Origin of the sequence: Haloferax mucosum ATCC BAA-1512 (genome assembly GCF_000337815.1) — an archaeon.
GTDB lineage: Archaea > Halobacteriota > Halobacteria > Halobacteriales > Haloferacaceae > Haloferax > Haloferax mucosum.
Genome location: NZ_AOLN01000011.1, coordinates 216,635 through 233,727, shown reverse-complemented (window position 1 = coordinate 233,727; position 17,093 = coordinate 216,635). Strand labels below are relative to the sequence as shown.

The 17,093-nt window shown below is 55.9% G+C and carries 25 protein-coding genes; 7 read left to right on the top strand and 18 right to left on the bottom strand.

What is annotated here, in order from left to right; genetic code table 11:
• The first annotated feature begins 104 nt into the window (after positions 1-104).
• Positions 105-626, top strand: coding sequence for a hypothetical protein (locus C440_RS07960; RefSeq protein ID WP_241432018.1), 522 nt, complete (start codon positions 105-107; stop codon positions 624-626).
• Positions 623-1,012, top strand: coding sequence for a hypothetical protein (locus C440_RS17375; RefSeq protein ID WP_008319844.1), 390 nt, complete (start codon positions 623-625; stop codon positions 1,010-1,012). Before C440_RS07960 ends, C440_RS17375 begins: the two co-directional genes overlap by 4 nt.
• Positions 1,013-1,113: 101 nt before the next feature.
• Here the strand turns inward: C440_RS17375 and C440_RS07955 are convergent, their stop codons facing one another.
• Positions 1,114-1,500, bottom strand: coding sequence for a type II toxin-antitoxin system VapC family toxin (locus tag C440_RS07955; RefSeq protein ID WP_008319843.1), 387 nt, complete (start codon positions 1,498-1,500; stop codon positions 1,114-1,116).
• On the bottom strand, positions 1,497-1,724 hold the full coding sequence (locus tag C440_RS07950) for an antitoxin VapB family protein (RefSeq protein WP_193788395.1): 228 nt from the start codon (positions 1,722-1,724) through the stop codon (positions 1,497-1,499). The genes C440_RS07955 and C440_RS07950 overlap by 4 nt, the downstream gene beginning before the upstream one ends.
• A gap of 65 nt (positions 1,725-1,789) precedes the next feature.
• Between C440_RS07950 and C440_RS07945 the strand changes: the two genes are divergently transcribed.
• Positions 1,790-2,194: an HVO_A0114 family putative DNA-binding protein gene (locus C440_RS07945; RefSeq protein ID WP_008319841.1), complete on the top strand. Its 405-nt coding sequence runs from the start codon at positions 1,790-1,792 to the stop codon at positions 2,192-2,194.
• 19 nt (positions 2,195-2,213) lie between these two features.
• On the opposite strand, the gene C440_RS07940 is transcribed toward C440_RS07945, so the two are convergent.
• The 16 genes from C440_RS07940 to C440_RS07865 all read right to left on the bottom strand — a co-directional run bounded on the left by C440_RS07940 (position 2,214) and on the right by C440_RS07865 (position 14,407).
• A complete protein-coding gene (locus C440_RS07940) occupies positions 2,214-2,720 on the bottom strand; it encodes a hypothetical protein (RefSeq protein ID WP_008319840.1) in 507 nt (168 codons plus the stop codon).
• Complete coding sequence (locus C440_RS07935; protein WP_008319839.1) at positions 2,717-3,043, bottom strand: UPF0175 family protein; 327 nt, start codon at positions 3,041-3,043, stop codon at positions 2,717-2,719. Before C440_RS07935 ends, C440_RS07940 begins: the two co-directional genes overlap by 4 nt.
• A 103-nt stretch (positions 3,044-3,146) precedes the next feature.
• A complete protein-coding gene (locus tag C440_RS07930; RefSeq protein WP_008319838.1) occupies positions 3,147-4,151 on the bottom strand; it encodes a Cdc6/Cdc18 family protein in 1,005 nt (334 codons plus the stop codon).
• A 95-nt stretch (positions 4,152-4,246) separates the two neighbouring features.
• Positions 4,247-4,600, bottom strand: a complete 354-nt coding sequence (locus C440_RS07925) for a hypothetical protein (RefSeq protein ID WP_008319837.1) — start codon at positions 4,598-4,600, stop codon at positions 4,247-4,249.
• On the bottom strand, positions 4,597-4,842 hold the full coding sequence (locus C440_RS07920) for a hypothetical protein (RefSeq protein ID WP_008319836.1): 246 nt from the start codon (positions 4,840-4,842) through the stop codon (positions 4,597-4,599). Before C440_RS07920 ends, C440_RS07925 begins: the two co-directional genes overlap by 4 nt.
• A complete protein-coding gene (locus C440_RS07915; protein WP_008319835.1) occupies positions 4,839-5,132 on the bottom strand; it encodes a hypothetical protein in 294 nt (97 codons plus the stop codon). The genes C440_RS07920 and C440_RS07915 overlap by 4 nt, the downstream gene beginning before the upstream one ends.
• A complete protein-coding gene (locus C440_RS07910) occupies positions 5,129-5,500 on the bottom strand; it encodes a hypothetical protein (RefSeq protein ID WP_241432016.1) in 372 nt (123 codons plus the stop codon). The genes C440_RS07915 and C440_RS07910 overlap by 4 nt, the downstream gene beginning before the upstream one ends.
• 1 nt (position 5,501) lies before the next feature.
• Entirely contained in the window at positions 5,502-7,052 is a 1,551-nt protein-coding gene (locus C440_RS07905) for an Ig-like domain repeat protein (RefSeq protein ID WP_241432015.1), read from the bottom strand.
• A 1,177-nt stretch (positions 7,053-8,229) separates the two neighbouring features.
• Positions 8,230-8,505 carry a hypothetical protein gene (locus C440_RS07900; RefSeq protein WP_008319832.1) on the bottom strand — a complete coding sequence of 92 codons (276 nt, stop codon included), beginning with the start codon at positions 8,503-8,505 and terminating at the stop codon, positions 8,230-8,232.
• On the bottom strand, positions 8,502-8,756 hold the full coding sequence (locus C440_RS07895; RefSeq protein WP_008319831.1) for a hypothetical protein: 255 nt from the start codon (positions 8,754-8,756) through the stop codon (positions 8,502-8,504). Before C440_RS07895 ends, C440_RS07900 begins: the two co-directional genes overlap by 4 nt.
• Positions 8,756-10,819, bottom strand: a complete 2,064-nt coding sequence (locus C440_RS07890; RefSeq protein WP_241432014.1) for a hypothetical protein — start codon at positions 10,817-10,819, stop codon at positions 8,756-8,758. Before C440_RS07890 ends, C440_RS07895 begins: the two co-directional genes overlap by 1 nt.
• 873 nt (positions 10,820-11,692) lie before the next feature.
• The gene (locus tag C440_RS07885; protein WP_008319829.1) at positions 11,693-12,556 is read right to left on the bottom strand and encodes a hypothetical protein; all 864 of its coding nucleotides are present in this window, start codon (positions 12,554-12,556) and stop codon (positions 11,693-11,695) included.
• Positions 12,557-12,562: 6 nt separating this feature from the next.
• Positions 12,563-13,153, bottom strand: coding sequence for a hypothetical protein (locus C440_RS07880; protein WP_008319828.1), 591 nt, complete (start codon positions 13,151-13,153; stop codon positions 12,563-12,565).
• Positions 13,153-13,452, bottom strand: coding sequence for a hypothetical protein (locus C440_RS07875; protein ID WP_241432013.1), 300 nt, complete (start codon positions 13,450-13,452; stop codon positions 13,153-13,155). Before C440_RS07875 ends, C440_RS07880 begins: the two co-directional genes overlap by 1 nt.
• Positions 13,449-13,877, bottom strand: coding sequence for a hypothetical protein (locus tag C440_RS07870; RefSeq protein WP_008319826.1), 429 nt, complete (start codon positions 13,875-13,877; stop codon positions 13,449-13,451). The genes C440_RS07875 and C440_RS07870 overlap by 4 nt, the downstream gene beginning before the upstream one ends.
• 47 nt (positions 13,878-13,924) lie before the next feature.
• Positions 13,925-14,407, bottom strand: a complete 483-nt coding sequence (locus C440_RS07865) for a hypothetical protein (RefSeq protein ID WP_241432012.1) — start codon at positions 14,405-14,407, stop codon at positions 13,925-13,927.
• Positions 14,408-14,548: 141 nt separating this feature from the next.
• On the opposite strand from C440_RS07865, the gene C440_RS07860 reads away from it, so the two are divergent.
• The 4 genes from C440_RS07860 (at position 14,549) to C440_RS07845 (ending at position 17,044) form a co-directional block, all read left to right on the top strand.
• Positions 14,549-14,854 (top strand): hypothetical protein, encoded by a 306-nt coding sequence (locus C440_RS07860; protein WP_241432011.1) that lies wholly within the window; start codon positions 14,549-14,551, stop codon positions 14,852-14,854.
• Positions 14,844-15,410, top strand: coding sequence for a hypothetical protein (locus tag C440_RS07855; protein ID WP_241432010.1), 567 nt, complete (start codon positions 14,844-14,846; stop codon positions 15,408-15,410). The genes C440_RS07860 and C440_RS07855 overlap by 11 nt, the downstream gene beginning before the upstream one ends.
• The gene (locus C440_RS07850; protein ID WP_008319822.1) at positions 15,407-16,360 is read left to right on the top strand and encodes a hypothetical protein; all 954 of its coding nucleotides are present in this window, start codon (positions 15,407-15,409) and stop codon (positions 16,358-16,360) included. The genes C440_RS07855 and C440_RS07850 overlap by 4 nt, the downstream gene beginning before the upstream one ends.
• 162 nt (positions 16,361-16,522) lie before the next feature.
• The gene (locus tag C440_RS07845) at positions 16,523-17,044 is read left to right on the top strand and encodes a class I SAM-dependent methyltransferase (protein WP_008319821.1); all 522 of its coding nucleotides are present in this window, start codon (positions 16,523-16,525) and stop codon (positions 17,042-17,044) included.
• The last annotated feature ends 49 nt before the right edge of the window (positions 17,045-17,093 follow it).

Here is a 17,093-nt window from a genome sequence, read left to right as displayed (position 1 = left end):
TCAAATTTCATCAAGTCGTTAGACAACCATCTACCGCGAGATTTCTCCACATATACAAATATCTATCCCGATAATTTTATTGTCTAATTCAATATCACTCTGGTATGTCAGTAATGGACACCATCAGAATGCTCACCGCGGTTGGAGTTCTGATTGCACTCGGGTCAGCTGGTTTTATAGCTGCTGATACATCTGGGGATGATGCAACCAACTTGGGATTGGGAGAAATATTCCAAACAGCGGATAATCCGTGGGAAGAGCCAACTATTGAGGTGTATATCAATGCGACAGAGGAACATAACGAGGAACGCGCAGTAGCAGAACTAGCTCGGTTCGCTAATACAACCGACCGAGAAGTCGAATTCGACCGGGTTAATTCCAGCACAAGTGCTGACCTTGTTATTGAATACACCGAAGAGATCAATTGTGTGAGTAGACGGCCTACGGCTAGTTGTGCATTTGTCGAAGGGACGGAAAACTTCACTATTATCTATGATGCGATAATCACGATAGATCGGGACTTGCCACCTAGCGACTCGCGCAACACTCTTAGGGATAGTTTAGACTATGTTTTCCACGTCGATGAAGAGAGGAACGAGGCTATCGAACAAGGAGATATAGTATGAGCCAGAAGCCTATTGGTACAACTAAGTCGGAGTTCAGTGAGGCTCTTAAATATGAATTTACCCGGCTCTTAGGTGGAACTACGATTAGGAACACCTCTGGAGCGTCAGAACTCGTTGCAGGCATTCTTCTATACCCCCACACTGTTCTCAGCGCAATAACGCGGATTACATTACTCGTCGGACTCGTGACCGCGTTCTCTCCTTTGGGACGGTTATACCGAGTGACATCCGACTTACTGTTGTTTGTTGTTGTTTCGCTAACGCTCGTGGGCCTCGCTCCAGTTTCTGCCAGTCAGGTTCTTCCAACGGCTATCGCTACTCCACTCGATGCTGTTGGTGAGTCCCTCGCAGACATTCTTATTGCTCTGATGAATCTCATCATATGAATTGACAGACGGAGTCTGGTGAGCCGTCTCAACGGCAATCTCGCTTGTATTGTTTGGGCTGGTGAGGCTGGCTTCGTCAGCGAAATCAGCAGTGTAGAAGACTACTCTCGGTAATTAATCGTCACTAGTCCATCGACGTGGTCGAAATGGTTGTCTGGAGTGACGAGCGTTCCTCCCGCCTCACGAACGACACCCGCGATGAGCGTATCCAGTGCGCCGATAGGTGTTCCGTTAGCATGGAGTTCTGCGTCGATCTTCGCCGCTTCTGCAGCGCCATCGATGGTAAGTGGGATTGACTCTAACCAGTCCAACCCGTCCCGCGTACTTTCGACACCGTCCGATCCGCGTAGTCTCGCCCCTCCAACAAATACTTTGTACAGCGCGACCGTCGGAGCGAAGTATGGTTGCTGGCTTTCTTCGAGGAACTCCGCGATAGCTTGCTCTCCCTCCAAGTAGTCAATGAGAGCGTTCGTGTCGAGGCTGTTCACAGTGATGCCTGCCGATTCTCGAAGTCTTCGTCAAACTCCTCACGAGCATCCTCCACTGCCTCACGAAGCCCCGACTCTTTCCACGAACCGAAGCCCTTCATTACGTCTTCCTCTCCTCCAGTGACTCGAAGGAGAACGTCAGTGAAGCTCTCGTCACCGCGCTTCATCGCACGAAGTCGCTCGTACACTTCCTCGGTCACAGTGATTGTTTTCGTTGTCACCATGTACACATACACGTACACATGGGAATGGGTTATCGAGGTCCAACACTATGTTTGGTATCTAATAGATGACGAAACTCAAAGTGATAGTTGGTAAGTGGAGTACCCTCGACGAGTGCACACGCCAACGGATCAAGGCCACACAGGAAGACGAAGGAATCGAGGATGCACATCCAATCCTCAACTTCGAGTCGTATGCTGAACTCAGCAGACTGTTCAGCCCGAAGAACCTCAGATTGCTGGAAGCAATCGCTACGGACTCACCTCAGAGTATCCACGAAGCCACAGAGTTAGTGAATCGTGACTACAAGCAGGTTCACCGGAACCTGACCGAACTGGAAGACATCGGTATCATCGAGTTCGAATGTGGTGAGCCGGGGCTACCCAAGAAGCCAGTGTTACCCTACGATGGTCTCGAAATCCATCTTCCGTTCGATAATTCGAACAACAACGTCGGTGCAGAAGCACCGTAGCCTGTGAAGTTTACAGAACTCACTCTTCAAGAAAGACGGCGAAGTCACGAGCGGGAGAACGAAATCCAGCTTCATCGATCCAGCGTTTGAGGTACTCATCAGCAGTCTCTGCCGAGATTTCACCGTCTTCGACGAAACGCACCAAGAGTCCAATTGACCCGGTCAAGCCCACGCCACGTTGCTTCGAAGTAGCACGCGCATCCCCATCGTCAGTGATGACGATTCCATCGGCGGCCTCTGCAACGGCTATAGCCTGCGCTTCTCCAGGGTCCAACGTTTCCAAAAGCTTCTCTTCTAATCTCTCTGCTGAGGAAGACGGAGTGACTACGGGGATTCCTTCTTCCAGTACGGCTAATGCATGTTCAAGATACAGGTGGGACTCAGTTCCTTCTTCGAGCTCTTCTTGGACAGCATCCACGGTCACGAGTCGCGGTAAGTCCAATAACAACTCAACGTGGTTCACCTGAGCAAAATTCGAGAGGACAGTAGTGTTGAGTACTGTCGCGTTCTTCGGTACTTCCGTCATTCGAGGTTACGAGCGGTTTCTATTTCGTCTCTCGCGGCAGCCATATCTTCGGGGCCGAATCGTAGCTCGATTCCCTCTTCTCGTAGTATGCCTCTCATCTCGAATCGGTTGACACCAGCGAGGCGGGCAGCAGTTCCCAAGGTAATCTCCCCGTCGTCGTAAAGCGATACCGCGGCGGCAATCCGCGCGTTCTCGTTTTCTTCGAAATATGCCCGTAAGACGTGGCGAATGGCATCGCTCTTGTTTTCGAAGATACCCGCTTTGACAGCCCCTTTCATGAGGTCGGTGAGATCGTTTGGAATGGTTGCGGTGGTTCGGGACATGCCTTCACTCAATACATGGTTTTCATACATTATATGAATTTTGCCGAGCCTATATTCCCCCACTGTCTTCGTCCGGGACAGTGAACTCACCGAAATGAGGTGATTAAGGTTCGACAAGCCGATACCGGGTTCCTCTCGTCGCACCCTCCTTCTCGATGAGTCGATAGCGTTCCAGCGCACCGAGATAGCGTCGGCGCGTCACCTTCGATTTTGCAGAGCCGATTCGCCGCTCGTACTCAGCGTGGAGTTCCGACGAAGGGAGTTCACCGTGCTCGTGGACGATATCATAGAGGAGTCGCTTGTGTGTCGAGAGACGCTCAACGTTCCGCTCGTGGACTTCGCCAGCCGCGCCGTCGGCGACCTCGTCCACGAGACCGGGACTAAGCGCACTGAGATCATCTTGATCGGCACGCTCCGCAGCACGTCGGAGATTCGTGATAGCGAGGCGAGCATCACCGGCCGCGAGTGATGCCATGTGCTGGATAGTCGCCTCATCGACCGCACCCGGATCGAGACCGTACTCGACGCGAGCGCGAATGATATCTGCAATCTCCCGGTCACGATACTTCTCCAGTTTTACTGACGCCGCGGCACGTGCCCGCGAGGAGACGCGCATATCCAGTCCAGTGAGAAACGCGTCCTCAGAGACGCAAACCATCAACGTCGTCACGTTCGGGACATCGTAGAGCATCGCAACCAGCGACGGGTCTTCGAGGACGTCCACCTCATCGAGAATGACAACAAACTGTTCGTCGAGGTCCCGAATTTTGTCGAGATACTCGCCGACGGGAGTGCTTCCACGGTCGAATTCGATGCCGAGGTTCGCATCACGCATCAGAGAGTGTAGGACACCAGCATTCGTGGAGTTCGAGAGGCAGTTGGCGTAGGCAGACCTCGCTCCGAGTGTCGCACGTTCGAGTTCAGCCGTGACGAATTTGGCGAGTGTTGTTTTGCCAGCACCCGACGGTCCGGTAATCAGGATATCTTCACCAGATTCGTCGTCTTCAATCGGAGCGAGATAAGACGAGAGATGACCGATTTCGGCATTTCGATGTTCTAGATCTGCAGGGACGAAGTTGTCCCGAAGTGCCCGGGCGTCGCGTATCATGCCCAAACCCTTCGCAATACCGGGATTTCAATAATTGCAAACCACAGTGAAAGTAGTCGAACGCAGGAAGAATTGAGAAAGATTCGGTCACCGAACTAACCGAGCGGACGTCGGTCTCCCCGTGACGGGTAGGTGAAGATTGCCCAGTTGAGTGCGAGAATAACGAGAAGGCCGAGTTCGTGGATAGCAAGCCCAGATAGTGTTGAGACCGACGGAACGCCGAAGAGGGCGATGAAGACGAACAGCAAGCCGAGTCCGACGAGCGTCGGTGCGAGTGAGATGAGATAGACGGCCCACACTGGCGTGCCGTCGGGAAGCGTCACGTCAACGTGCGCGTCATCGCGGAGGAGGCTGGCGTCGATGTCGGAAGCCCATGGGAGCGCTGCGAGTGCGTGGGTGAGTTCGTGGAGGGGAACAGACGGTGTCAGCAGGTGCCAGAGGAGACTCATTGGTCGATGACCTCCGAGATAAGGGGCAGTGCAACGGTCGTCGTCACCATGCCGATGGCGAGGTAGAAGACAACCACACTGACGAGCGGTGGGAATGAAACGTGGGTTGAGGTCGGTGCGATCATGAGTGCGACCAGTATCCAATCGACGAAGACGAGGTCGAGAAGCGCGCGTTCACGACCTCCGAGAGAGTCTTCGACCTGGACGAGCTTCTCCCAGGTTGTCGAGAACTGCTGGATCATTCGATCACCATCCGGAAGAGGAGAACGAAGAGTGCGCCGGCAACTGAGACGAACAGCACTGTCCACGCGATACTCGCAATGGTCCCCGGGAGAAGTGGGATCGCCATGCCGGAGATGAGAGCAAGCAGTACCGCTGGAAGGACGAAGTCCCCGGTCTTGTTGTAGACTGGGATGACGACGATAGCGACAATGAACATCGCAAGCGTGGGTTCGGCGATGAATCCCGACCATCCGGGTTCGCCGAAAACGCAGGTGTGAGCGTCGTTCTGGAACCAACATTCGAGGCTCATGAGACTCGCATCCCCCGGATTATCTGCCAGATACCGACGTAGTTGATGAACTGAACTGGCATGCCAAGCGGAACGACAAACCACCCGGGGAAGCCGATATTCTGGAGGGCTACGGGGAGCATGAGACTCCATTTGAGTAACCCGACGAATGCACGTGTGGAGTCGGCGGTGAGTCCGAGGTAGGACCCGGCACCGCCGCCAGCACGTTCAGCGCGGAACTCCGAGGTATTGTCATCGAACTGTGCAGCGTCGTCTTGTAGCCCAGTCGCTTTCCCGATACCGACGGCGGTGTTGAACCCAGAGCCTTCCATGATGGCTCCAGCAACCGCACACGAGATGACGATGAGCATGGGAACAGTGACTCTCATCTTAGTACCTGCTGTTGAACTCGGCCACGACGCCGAGCAATGCGATTGCACCACCGAGACCGATAACCTCGATAGGAATCGGAACGATTCCGAGCCACGAGACTCCGGTAGCGACAGCGACCGTCGTAACGGCTCCGACGCGAGACATCGTCGAGGGGAAGAGTGCGCCGACTCCGATGACCAGGAGATAGCCCCCGAGTGTGAGCCATCGCTGGTCAACGGGAGGATTAATGCCTGCAACGCCGGAGATTGGCTCTTGAACTGTCCGTTCGGACCCGTTTCTGACTGCAGTGAAGTTGACGACCCACTGTGTGTTGGTCTCGCCCGCCGAGAGCGGCTCCGTCCGCTGGTACGACGAGATAGAGCCGGTCTGGTTCGTCTGGTAGAGGACGTTACTCCGGTTCCCACGCTCGAAGACAGTCATATTGAGCGCAGTCGTCTGATCTTTTGGGTCTGAATAGACGAATTTGAGGACGTGAGGGTCGTCTTGTTGATCGATGTAGGCGTCCCACTGGAAGGTGTCTCCACTTGGACTTTTCCAGACGATTTCGCCGACTGTGAGCGTCGCAGAGGTGTTTGCGGCCGCGATGTAACTCCCAAGTTCGCGCCGGTCACCATCGTTACTCTCGATGGTCAGCCGGTAGCGCTGGTCCTTGGCGAGCGTGGTTTTGAAGATACCGTCACTGCCGAAGTAGTCGCCCGTGACAGTTCGCCATCGGAGCGTACCGTTCTTCTCGATAGGTCGCTCGACGTAGAGGACTGTCTCGCTGGTATCGAACTCGTTGGTGTTATCGACGAGTCGGAACTCGTTGTAGACGTTCGATTCGTTCTCCGGGAGGAGGTATGCAGTCTGTTGCTCGTAGATTGATCGAATCGCAATTGTTCGGAGGACGTAGTCATCGACACGGAGCTGAAGGACGTACCCTTGTCCTGGGGGGACACCAGTCAAGTCGATTGTACCGTCGGTAGCAGTCTTCTCGAAGACTTCCTTGCCGGTGAAGAGTCGTGCTTCGACGGACGCAGTCTCAGTGATGAGCGCACCCGACGAGACGTTTCGGATGTAAACTGTCGAGGGAGAACTGACTGACTGTGTCGGAGACGTCGTATCAGTCCCACTCCCGTACTGGTCGCTGACTCGGATGTGCCAATCGAACGAACCGGTCCCAGGATTGTACGTGTGTGAGACGGTTCCGTTGCTAGTGAGCGACTCTGTACCGACAACACTCCCATCGACAACGAACTCGGCAGTGATCGAATCGCCATCGAATTGGAAATCGCCGTCAGAGACGTCCGCTGATAGGTTGGCTGTTTGTGACGTCAGTTGCGACCCATCTTCTGGCGACAGCGACGAAGCGTTGATGACTGGGTCGAAGTGAGCAACCTCGAAATTCCTCGTCGAACTTGTTATTGAGCCACCGTAGGCGTCGGTGAGTTTGACGTACCACGTGTGGTTACCATCTGCGAGTCCAGTCGCGGTGGCTGAGACTGTTCCAGCATCCGAGGTTGTTGTCTCACCAATCTTAGTGCCGTCAACAAAGAACTCTGCAGTCACTGAGTCCCCTTGGGTGGTGTTGAACTCAGTATCTAAGACATCCACAGAGAGTGTCATATCCGACGTTCGGGATACCTCTCCACCACTCGGAGAATCGTTCAAGACAGTTGGTGCGTGGTTAGTGAACCGGACGAACTCACGGTCCACATTTGCGCTGGGATTCGAGCCTGCCTTTACGAAATCCACGCGGACACGGACTTTCGACGAACTGGAAGCTGAGAGATCAGCTGTCTTCGTTCCGGCTGTCGTGTATGTCGTGGCCGTCACATTCGACCAGGACCCAGAGAGATATTCTTGCCATGTCACCGTAATCTCAGTATCAGCGACTTCAGAAAGCTCAACGACACCTTCTGTTGTATCATCAACATCGTGCGACGACCCGATATACGAGCCATTAGTGCTTGTTCCGATTACCAACTCATCGGTGAATACGTCTATACCAGAAGTGGGTCCCTCACCGAACGGGCTGACGTCGTTGTGCCCCCATCCAATACCACCCGATGAGTAGATGGTACTCGGAGTAACCGAGAAAGAAGTTATCTCGCTTCCTGTCTCGTCGTTTGTGAGCGTAACCTGTAGTGTTCCGTCTGTTGCCCACTCACCCTGTACATTCAGACGGGTGTTATTCGGGATATTCGCAGGGACCGTCTTCTCAGTACCTCCGTCAACCGAAAATCGGACCTCTTGATTAGTGAGATCTGTTCGAATCGTATATCGTTTGCTCGTGTCAGACTGGACGGCGAAATAGAATTTGTGGTAGTACGAGTCTACCTGGTTGAAATATATCGAGTATCTAAACGTGTCTCCTTGTTCCGGATATGCTGGAAGTCCAGAGGTCGAGAAGACGTCTTTAGAATTCTGGTCAGAGAAGTGTCCGAGACCGTAGATTTCAGAAAGAGCGGCATCCGTCTCAGGCTTAATACTGCCCTTGTCACCTGAGTACTCGGACATATCACTGTCCTCGACATCCTCGGCGACTTGTTGGCCGCCAGTGTAAACGACCTCAGCGGCACTCCCTGACCCTTGGACAGAAACCCTTTCTAACGTCCCTGCTTGCAGATCGCTGTAGGTGTCGTGATCAGACCCAACAGCAGTGTTCGCTGCGGCCGCAGGTGTCGCGGTCACCGCGAGAACGGAGGCAATCAGCGCGAACAGAACGATACTAAGCCGCCGCATATCAGTATCCACCCCGGTACAGACGCTCCTGCTGTTTCTCCTCTTGATGACCTGAGTAGATCGCGTAGAGGATGATGTTGAGGAGGAAGATCGGGACTACTAGAAGGTACGCGGCGCTCTTGATACGCTGGAGCGGCGTCGCTACCCACGTTTCAGTAACGTAGGGTAGCGACTCGGCAACCAGGACCAGTTCGGCGACGGCAGTGTTGAGAAACATAACGAACGCAGCGACCTGCGCAAGGCCGAATGCGACGAAGATGAGCGTGCGGACTCTCATGCACGAATCCCTCCGTAAATCACACCACGAGAGACGCCAGTGACGAACATGCCGACGAGAACGAACCCGAGGAACCAGGTCATCGCCTGTTGCATGTAGAGGCAGTTCTGTGCCCCCTCGACGACGACTGGCGTGTCAGCGGAGCACCCAACGTCAAGGAACGGACCAACGATAGCACCGAGAACGTCCTTGACTGGAATCGAGACGAGGAACGTGATGGCGAGTTGGAGATACGTCGAGAGCGTCGGCATCAGAAATCACTCCAAAGATCACGGAGCAGGTCGTCAGCGTCGGCGATGGACGACCGCCAGACATCCTCATCGACACCGAACCCGCCTGTATCTTCATCGAAGACGTTGTCTGTCGCGTCCTTGGGCCAGCGCTCACGTTCGCGCTCGTATTCGGACTCGAATTCCGATTCGAGTTCGGGTTCCGGTTCGATCTCACGCTCCACCTCGTAGACAGGTTCGGTCTCGAATTCCGGTTCGAGTTCGGGTTCCGGTTCGATCTCATAGACAGGTTCGGTCTCGAATTCCGGTTCGAGTTCGGGTTCCGGTTCGATCTCATAGACAGGTTCGGTCTCGAATTCCGGTTCGAGTTCGACCGTCGTCTCGCCGTCAAGTTCGCGTTCGAGGTCTGTCGTCAGGTCCGTCTCAAATGGACGTACTGCAGTTCGACCTGCGGCGTCGAGACGCTCGCGTTCTTTCTCAACTGGGTCAGGCGTATCAATCTCCGCGCCAGTGGGCTGGCGTGCGATGGACTCCGTTTCGGGTTTGACACTCGGTTCTGTCGCTTGCTTACGACGCTTTTGTGGTCCACGAAGACTTTGATCGAGGGCTTGTCGCTGACGTTTGATCTGCACATCCACGGCATCCACAACATCCACGAAATCCGCGACTCGTAGGTCGATTTCTGGTACACTTTTCCTTCGCTGACTGTTTCGAAAGTTTTCAGCGACGGTCCGTCCATATGGATAATCCCATTCTTCGACCTCGCTACGTGTGTGAGACCGCCAACCATTACGTGTGGCCGGTTCAGATGATGATTTCAGACCTAACGGACGCACCCATGAGCTAATATCGTTCGAATCAGCACCAGGACCGGGGTCGAACGTCTGCCGCTCTTCGTACTCTGGGACACGGTCAGTAACCACATCGCCATAGCGCTGTGCTGTTTCGTATTCGACTTGTTTTTGGGCTTGCCGTGCAAGCTCTCTCCGCTCGTCGATTGGCTCAGCAATGTCATCTGCCTCTACTTTGTTTGACGCATCAGCATCGCGGCCACGAGGTCCGGCGAGGTCGAGTTGACCGCGTCCAGAATCACGGACGAACTTGTTGATCTTGGAGGCCTCTTGATGTGCGAACTCGTGGACGAAGTTGTTCTTAGTGCGTCGGATACGCCGCGAAAGCTTCGAAGCCCTGGGCTTCACACTACGCTTGTAGATGGCGTAGGCAATCTCTTCGTTGTCGAGGCGGCCGCCGGGAATCTTGTTGAGGACGCGCTGGCCGCGTGCAGACCGCGAAAGCACTGCGGTTGCGGTGTCGCTGAGTATCTCTTCGCTAGGTTGGATAGCGTACCGAGCAACGCGGCCTGCACGTCCCGAGTATCTTGCCGCAGTACCCATTGCTCCGACAGACCCAACGAGCGATCCCACAACTTCCCCAGACAAACGACCAGGTCTCTCATTTAGTGCTTTGTCGAGCTCTGTTCTTGCTGCACCAACCGCTTCATCGACGTCACCCACGAACTCTTCGCCTTGTCCTTTCACGGTTTCAGCGGCGGCGTAGCCGATGAACTCACCGGTTTCTTTGAGTCCGAGGACAACCGAAGGAACATTCAGAATCTGTCCAGCACCGGAGATACCGCCACGCACAAATTCTTCGCCACGCGGCCGGCCGGTTTCGGGGTTAATACTGAGGTTGTTGAACCAATCTGGTGCGTGTGGTGTGACAGCCTCGAAAACTTTCCGATTGTAAATCATGATGGGATTATACGAATTGAAATCAACAGCACCCTTGACCAAGTCGTCGTAGGTGGCGGATCCAGCGCGAAGATAGTCTTCGACGCGCTTGCCGTTACCAAGCTTAATTGGGAGGTCACCGAACTCCTCGTCAGGCCGTTCGGACGGCTTCTGCTCGCGTTCGACAGTTGCGACCCACCGGCCCTCATCATTGAGCCGAACGTTGCCCAGCTGTTCAGGATCGACACCGTGCTTCTTGGCGATGCGGTCCCGCGCTTGCTCACGTTCACTGCTTCCAATCCCTTCCAGCGCATCGCGCTGGCGCTCAAGTTGTTCCGAACTGACCGTCCGCACGACTCCTTCTCCCTGTCGGTTAGTGTCGATGAACGACCCCGTATGATTTGTCGGCCGTCGTTCCCGGGCACGTTCTGCGAACTTCTCTGACGCGTCCTCAGAGAAGGAATACCGCTGTTCGATTTCACGGCCGTCTGCAGTGTAGACGGTGGCAGTATAACCGTCTTCGAACGTTTCGTTAATCTCGATTCGCTTGACACCCCCATCGACACTACTCCGAGCGCGCTGTTCGACAGCCTCGAGTTCTCGGCTGTCCTGAAGCCTATCTCTCCCCGAGTCGGTCAGCCTGACTTCGACCTGCCCGGAGTCTTTTACGACGTACTGGTAATCGTCGTTTCCGAGACGGTCGCCGTACTGCTGGTCGATACTGTGCTCGTACTTGTTGATCTGTCGCTGGATAAGTGAGTTCTCGGTCGAAATATCGCCCGTTCGATTGATGACTTCCGGCGACGACCGGTCCCGGTCTTTGTCTCGGTTGCGACGCTCGTTTTCACTCTTTGTTTCTCTGACCTGCTCTTTGTATCGGTTGATCACCTCGCGGTCCCGGTCACGATTCGATTGCGGAGACGAGGCGGACGACGTCGAGTCTTGCTTGTCTTTCGACTCGTCGTCGTTAGAGTTCTGGTCCTTCTGGTCTTTTATCTCCCTGACCTGCTCTTTGTACTGCTCGACGGCCTCGCGGTCCGCCTCCCGACTGGAGTCGTTGGATGATGAGCCGGACGACGAGGAAGAGTCACTCGAGGAGCTTCCACCATCATTGTCGTTGGCTCTCTCACGGCTCTCGTCACGTGCGTCTCGGACGTCCTCTTCGTACTCTCTGGCGGCCTCTCGATCATCGGGCGACGAATCACCGACGTCTCCGGGAAGTGGCATTTAGAACACCCCCGGAAGGCTGTTGATGAAGAGCGGGAGACTGATTCCACCACCGATACCGCCACCTCCACCGCCACCAGCGATGGACGTTGCGAGCGCGGGACCGAACATCCCAAGTGCGAGACCACCACCGAAGATGAGCACCAAGTAGAGTTGCTGTCGGGTACTCCAATCGAGTTCGGCGAGTTTCCCTCGAGTCTCCTGTCGCTTCATATCCTGCTGGGTGACCTTGCTACCGAAGAGTCTCCAGCCGTCGCGGAACGAGAGCGCACGCCCCTCGTAGCCGTCTGTCTCAGCGTGGATGGCGACGTCCTTTCCACTTCCATCGGTCCGAAGATGCTCGTCGTAGTTACCGAGACGCCGCTGTGCACCCATGTAAGCCTCAAGTGGGTCGGTAATCTCGCGGCCTTCACGGAGTGCCCAGACCATCGAGTATTTGCCGTTCTGACGGTAGGGAAAGCCCAACCGGTCGGCTTTGTACGCTTGTCCGTCGGTAGTCTGATACTCGTGTTCTTCAGAGTGCCACGACCCAGCGATTGGTTTGACGACACCATCGCCGTAGATCGTGTTGACGATGGTGTCCGCGCCGGTGGTCTTGAGCATCGTCTTGTAGCCAGCGTCAACGAGAGCTTCACCGAGTTTGTGGCTCTTCGGAACGATACGGAGAACGAGGTACAGCGGAATTGCAACCAACGAGAGAAGGCCCTTGAGAGCCATCGCTGTCACTTTCCCGGAGCCTTCGCCGAGCTTCTTTCCAGTCTCGGCTGTATCAGCGAACGTCTCGTCAAGCCGTGCTCGGAAACGGGTCTGGTCGTCGGTACTGGTCGGGTTGTCTGTTGGGTCAAGTGGGTCGTTGTCAGTCATGAGGGGTCACTTCCAAGGGAGGAGAGAACTGAGGCCGCCGCTGTTCGATTGCTGTTCAGCACCGCGACGTTCCGTGGAGACGTGCGTCTCCATGATTGCACGGAGGAGCGTCCCGTCACCGAGGGACTGTCGGTCGGTTCGGAGTTCCTCGACGATAACGCGAATCGCTTCTTTCTCAGCGGGCGACCAGTCGCGGCGTTGGCCGTCGAAGTCGTCGCCATCGACGTCTTGTGCGACCTCGCGGAACACCCCGGTACAGAGGTCGTTGTACTCCCGTCCGAGGATAATCCGGTCGGCGAGGTTCTCGTTGAGGAGGCGTCGCTTCCGGTCGTCGTAGTAGTCCTCGCCGTGGTTGGCGAGCATCTCACTGGACGACAGATAGGGCTTGAGCACCGAGACGATGGACTCGTACTCGGACGATTCGACGTCGACGCCCGTGAGGTTCTCCCAGAGTTCGTCGGCGTCCATCTCGGCGAGAACGTCCATCGCCGGGCCTTCACTCGACGCACGTTGTGCGGTGGTGCGCTCGAGGTCGTTCGCGGCGCGCTCTTGGAGTTCCTGCTGGCGGTGCTGGTGGCGTTTATCTTCGTTTGGCATTATCGAGTCACCTCGGCGTTGTCAGTTCGGGCGATAACCGCGCCGTAGAGCACGATTAGAGACGTCAGCGCCCCCGCGAGGGCGAATACTTGCATTTCGGGACTGACGATAGTCGTCGTCTCGCCAGTCTCGGAGAGATGAGCGAGTGCACCGGACCGAAGCGCGAGGATACCCCACGCGAACGCGCCAAGAAGCGCGAATAGGCCGACGTTCCGGTGTTGGTCGAAGATGAGCGTGACGAGGAGCGAGAGCGTCCCGAACGCGAATAGTGCGTGGGACTGCGAGACGAGGAGGCTCACGACAGCCACCCCCAGACCGCTGCAACCGCAAGGAAGAGAACGATGTAGGGAAGAGCGAAGCTGGCGGTAGAGACTGTCGTTTGGATGTCTTTGGTTGTCTGGCTGGGTTTCTCGAACGCGTAGTCGATGGTAACTGTGGACCCATCGGGAACGCTCGACCCCGAGAGTCGAGTTAATTCTCCTGTCGAGGTGTTCCAGCGGTAGTCGGTTCCTTCGGTGAGTGTCGTCCCGTTGTGGACGACGGTTTCGTTATCGCCGTACTCGAAGGCGTCTCGCTCATCGACGTAGGTCCCGGCGTCCGAAAGCGTGATGTCTTCGCTCGTGGTGGCGACGACACCACTCTCAGCGTAGGCGACCGAGAGGCCGACGAAGGCGACAACGCCGATGATGAGGATTGCGGCGAACGTTTGGATTTGTGAACTCATGGCTCAGACGGGTGGTAAACGGAAGGAAGTTGGTCGTCCGCGCTGGGTTACCGGCCGCCGCCGCCCATCCCACCGAAGTAGGAGAGAGCGACGCCTGCACCGACGGCGATCAGTCCAACACCGATGAGCGTGAACGCGGTCGTCCCATAGTCGGCGAACGTCCCCGTCATGTTCGTCCACGCGTTCTGGTTGTCCGGGTTGGAGACGATGTCGGTGGAATAGAGCGCCCCGAGGACGATGAGCGCGACAACGGCGACGATGATACCGCGGGCGACGACCATGACCGAGCCGCCGATTTCAGCGGTGATGGTTGTCTCGTCGGAGAGTTCCCGGGAGCCAAGGCCGAGTTTATCGGCCGTCGCAACCCCCGCAGCGAGTGCGGTTCCCATGTCCGTCCCGGCGTGCTTGAGAGCGGCACGGTCGAACATGTCGTTCGTTTGCTCGGTACTGTCAACTGGTGTAACTTCGAGGTCGGTCTGAGAAGCCGGTCGCTCCAGCCCTCCGACGCCTGCGGTTGCACATGCAGACATACTTTCGCCCATGTGATGCTACAGTATATAATTTCACTTTACCTAATAATGAAAATAGTGGTTAGAAGGGTTGAGAAACCATATGGTGGGCCACATGGCCACCCAATATTATACATCCAATAGGCTAGTCTCCCTGTTTGTATGTCATCCCAGACACCCACCCATCCGGGGAAGACAGAGGAGCGGCTGTCGCCGGTGGTGAACTTCGGGCACAGAAAGAGCGTCCGGCTAAAAGCGCTCATTCGAGAGCACATCGACGTGTCGAGTCTCGACGAGAGCGCACTCAACGCCGAAACGCGAAGTGTCATCGCAAACAACGGCGGGCTATACATCAACGCACCAGTCGATGCGGTCGATTGGTTCGGCCTCTCACGAGGAGACCGCGTCCGTGTTCGGACGTTCCCTGATGCAATCGTCATCACTCGGGAGGACGCAGATGAGTTCTAGGGACGACGGACCACCGCAGAAGACGATGCGCGAACGGCTCATCGAGGAAGCCCAAGTTGAGGTTCACGAAGCCCGCTCGAAAGTCACTCGCGTCCGACTGATGTACGATGGTGTTCCCCGAGCATGGAGACAAGAGCTTCAGGAGGCCATTATCGCGTACTATTACGCACTTCGACCGCTTCGGACTGAGGGACTCATCAAGGACTGGTGGTCTTCCGCAGTACTCTCAGAGACGTGGACGCGAACGGAGGTCGTCGATACTGAGACCGTACTCGAAGAGTCCGACGACGGTGAGTTAGTGGAGGTCGAGAAGCCAATCACCGACGAGATTCCGTACCGTGGACTGAGTATTCTCGAAGACGTCGAGACCGCCACGGAGTCGAAAGTCGTCTCGGTAAGCGACATGCGCGGGGAACGCGAAGAGACCGTTTCTCGGCAGTTGGTACTCGACGCGCCGATTCTCGTGGACATCGCCGGAGTGCTCGACGATGCGGCGACGAAACTCGGCTTCGCGCCGTCTATCGAACTGCAGGATGCGGCAGGTGAGACCGTATGAGTTCGGAAGCCGAGCCGGAGATTGTTGATCGGATGGCGGCCCATACCGCTCCACAGAACCTCTCGAGCTACTACCCGGAGATGCCTGACAGAGTCCGCGAGAACCTGATTCTCCGTCGGAAAGTGTGGCCGCGGATGAACGTCTATAACGAAAACTGGATGTGCTTCCTTGCTGGCGAAACTGGTGACGGGAAGTCCTACGCGGCACTGAGGCTCGCGGAGGCTCTCGACCCGAACTTCGATGTTAGCCGTGTGACTTACAGCGTTGAGGAGTTCCTCGAACTGGCGGCGTCGGACCTCCCCGAAGGGTCAATTCTCGTGCTCGAAGAGACAGGTGTCGCTGCAGGGAACCGCAATTGGTACACGGTTGCGAATCAGGTGCTTGACGCCTTAACGCAGACGTGGCGACACCGCAACCACGGCGCAATCATGACCGCACCGGACTTCGATCTCATCGACTCACACGTCCAACGCCGGTTTCATCACCTCGGTATCATGGTCGGAAAGGACGAATCTGCAGGTCTCTCGAAGGCCCGCTGGAAGTACATCCAGACGAACAACGAGACGGGGAAGATGTACAAGAAGTACCATCGAATGATTGGCGACGATGGTGTCCTACGACGGCACAAGTGGATGAAGTTCCAACTCCCATCACCCGAACTTGTGAGGGAGTACGAGGCGACGAAGGGAGAGTACACGGACGACCTGATCGAGGACCTGCTTGAACGGGTGCGCGCTGAGAACGAGCAGGCTGAGGCCGAGCAGTTGTCACCGATGGAGGTAGCGAAGGAAATCCTCGACGAGAATTGCGTTGAGGAGTACATCAGTGAAGCCTCTGGCGGTGAGTACTTCGACCGCGACATCCTGAAGATGGATTACGGTGTGAGCGAAGCCGAGTCGAAACAAATCAAGAAATACGTCGTTCGGGAGGCAGACCTCGATGTCATGTAATCCGTCGGGACACACCCCCACCCCCTCCCCCTATAGTGTTTATATTAAATTGAGATACGCAAGTGGCGGTTCGTCGGGTCGTCGCCTTCGGCAGTCCTTCGGCGTTTCTTCGCGTGTCCGCCCGGCGAGCGCGCTACCCGCGGGGTCTTCGGGAGGTGTACGATGAGCAATCGAGTCGCATCGCCGCTAAAGCTCAACCTCGGGTGTGGTGACGACATCAAACAGGGGTGGCTCAACGTCGATTACCGTCCTGGAGAGATGGGCGTTCAAGGCGACGTTGTTGAGCCTGACGAGATACACGATCTCAACGAGACGCCATGGCCGTGGCCGGATGACTCAGCAGAGCGTATCCTTCTCGATAATGTCCTCGAGCACCTGGTCGATCCAGTCGAGGCGATTCTCGAAGCAATTCGAGTGCTTGCTCCGGGCGGTCGTTTGGAGATCGTCGCACCGTACCCGAACAATCCATCCTCAGCTCGGATTGATCACACACGTCAGATGCATCCAGTTGAGTTCCTCGACGATGACTGGCTGTTTCCAGAGCTGTCGGTAGTGGAGTGGTCCGTGTCTCGTGTGCGTGTGGGTCGCCTATTGCCGAGTGACCGGCTCGCACTCTGGATGTGCGATACGTTCGGGTTGTTCGGGATCGACTCGTGGAGCGTCGCCTTGGAGGTCCAGCGATGATCCGTCGCTTACGCCGTCGGATCAAACTCGGGTTTTGTCGGTCTCGGCT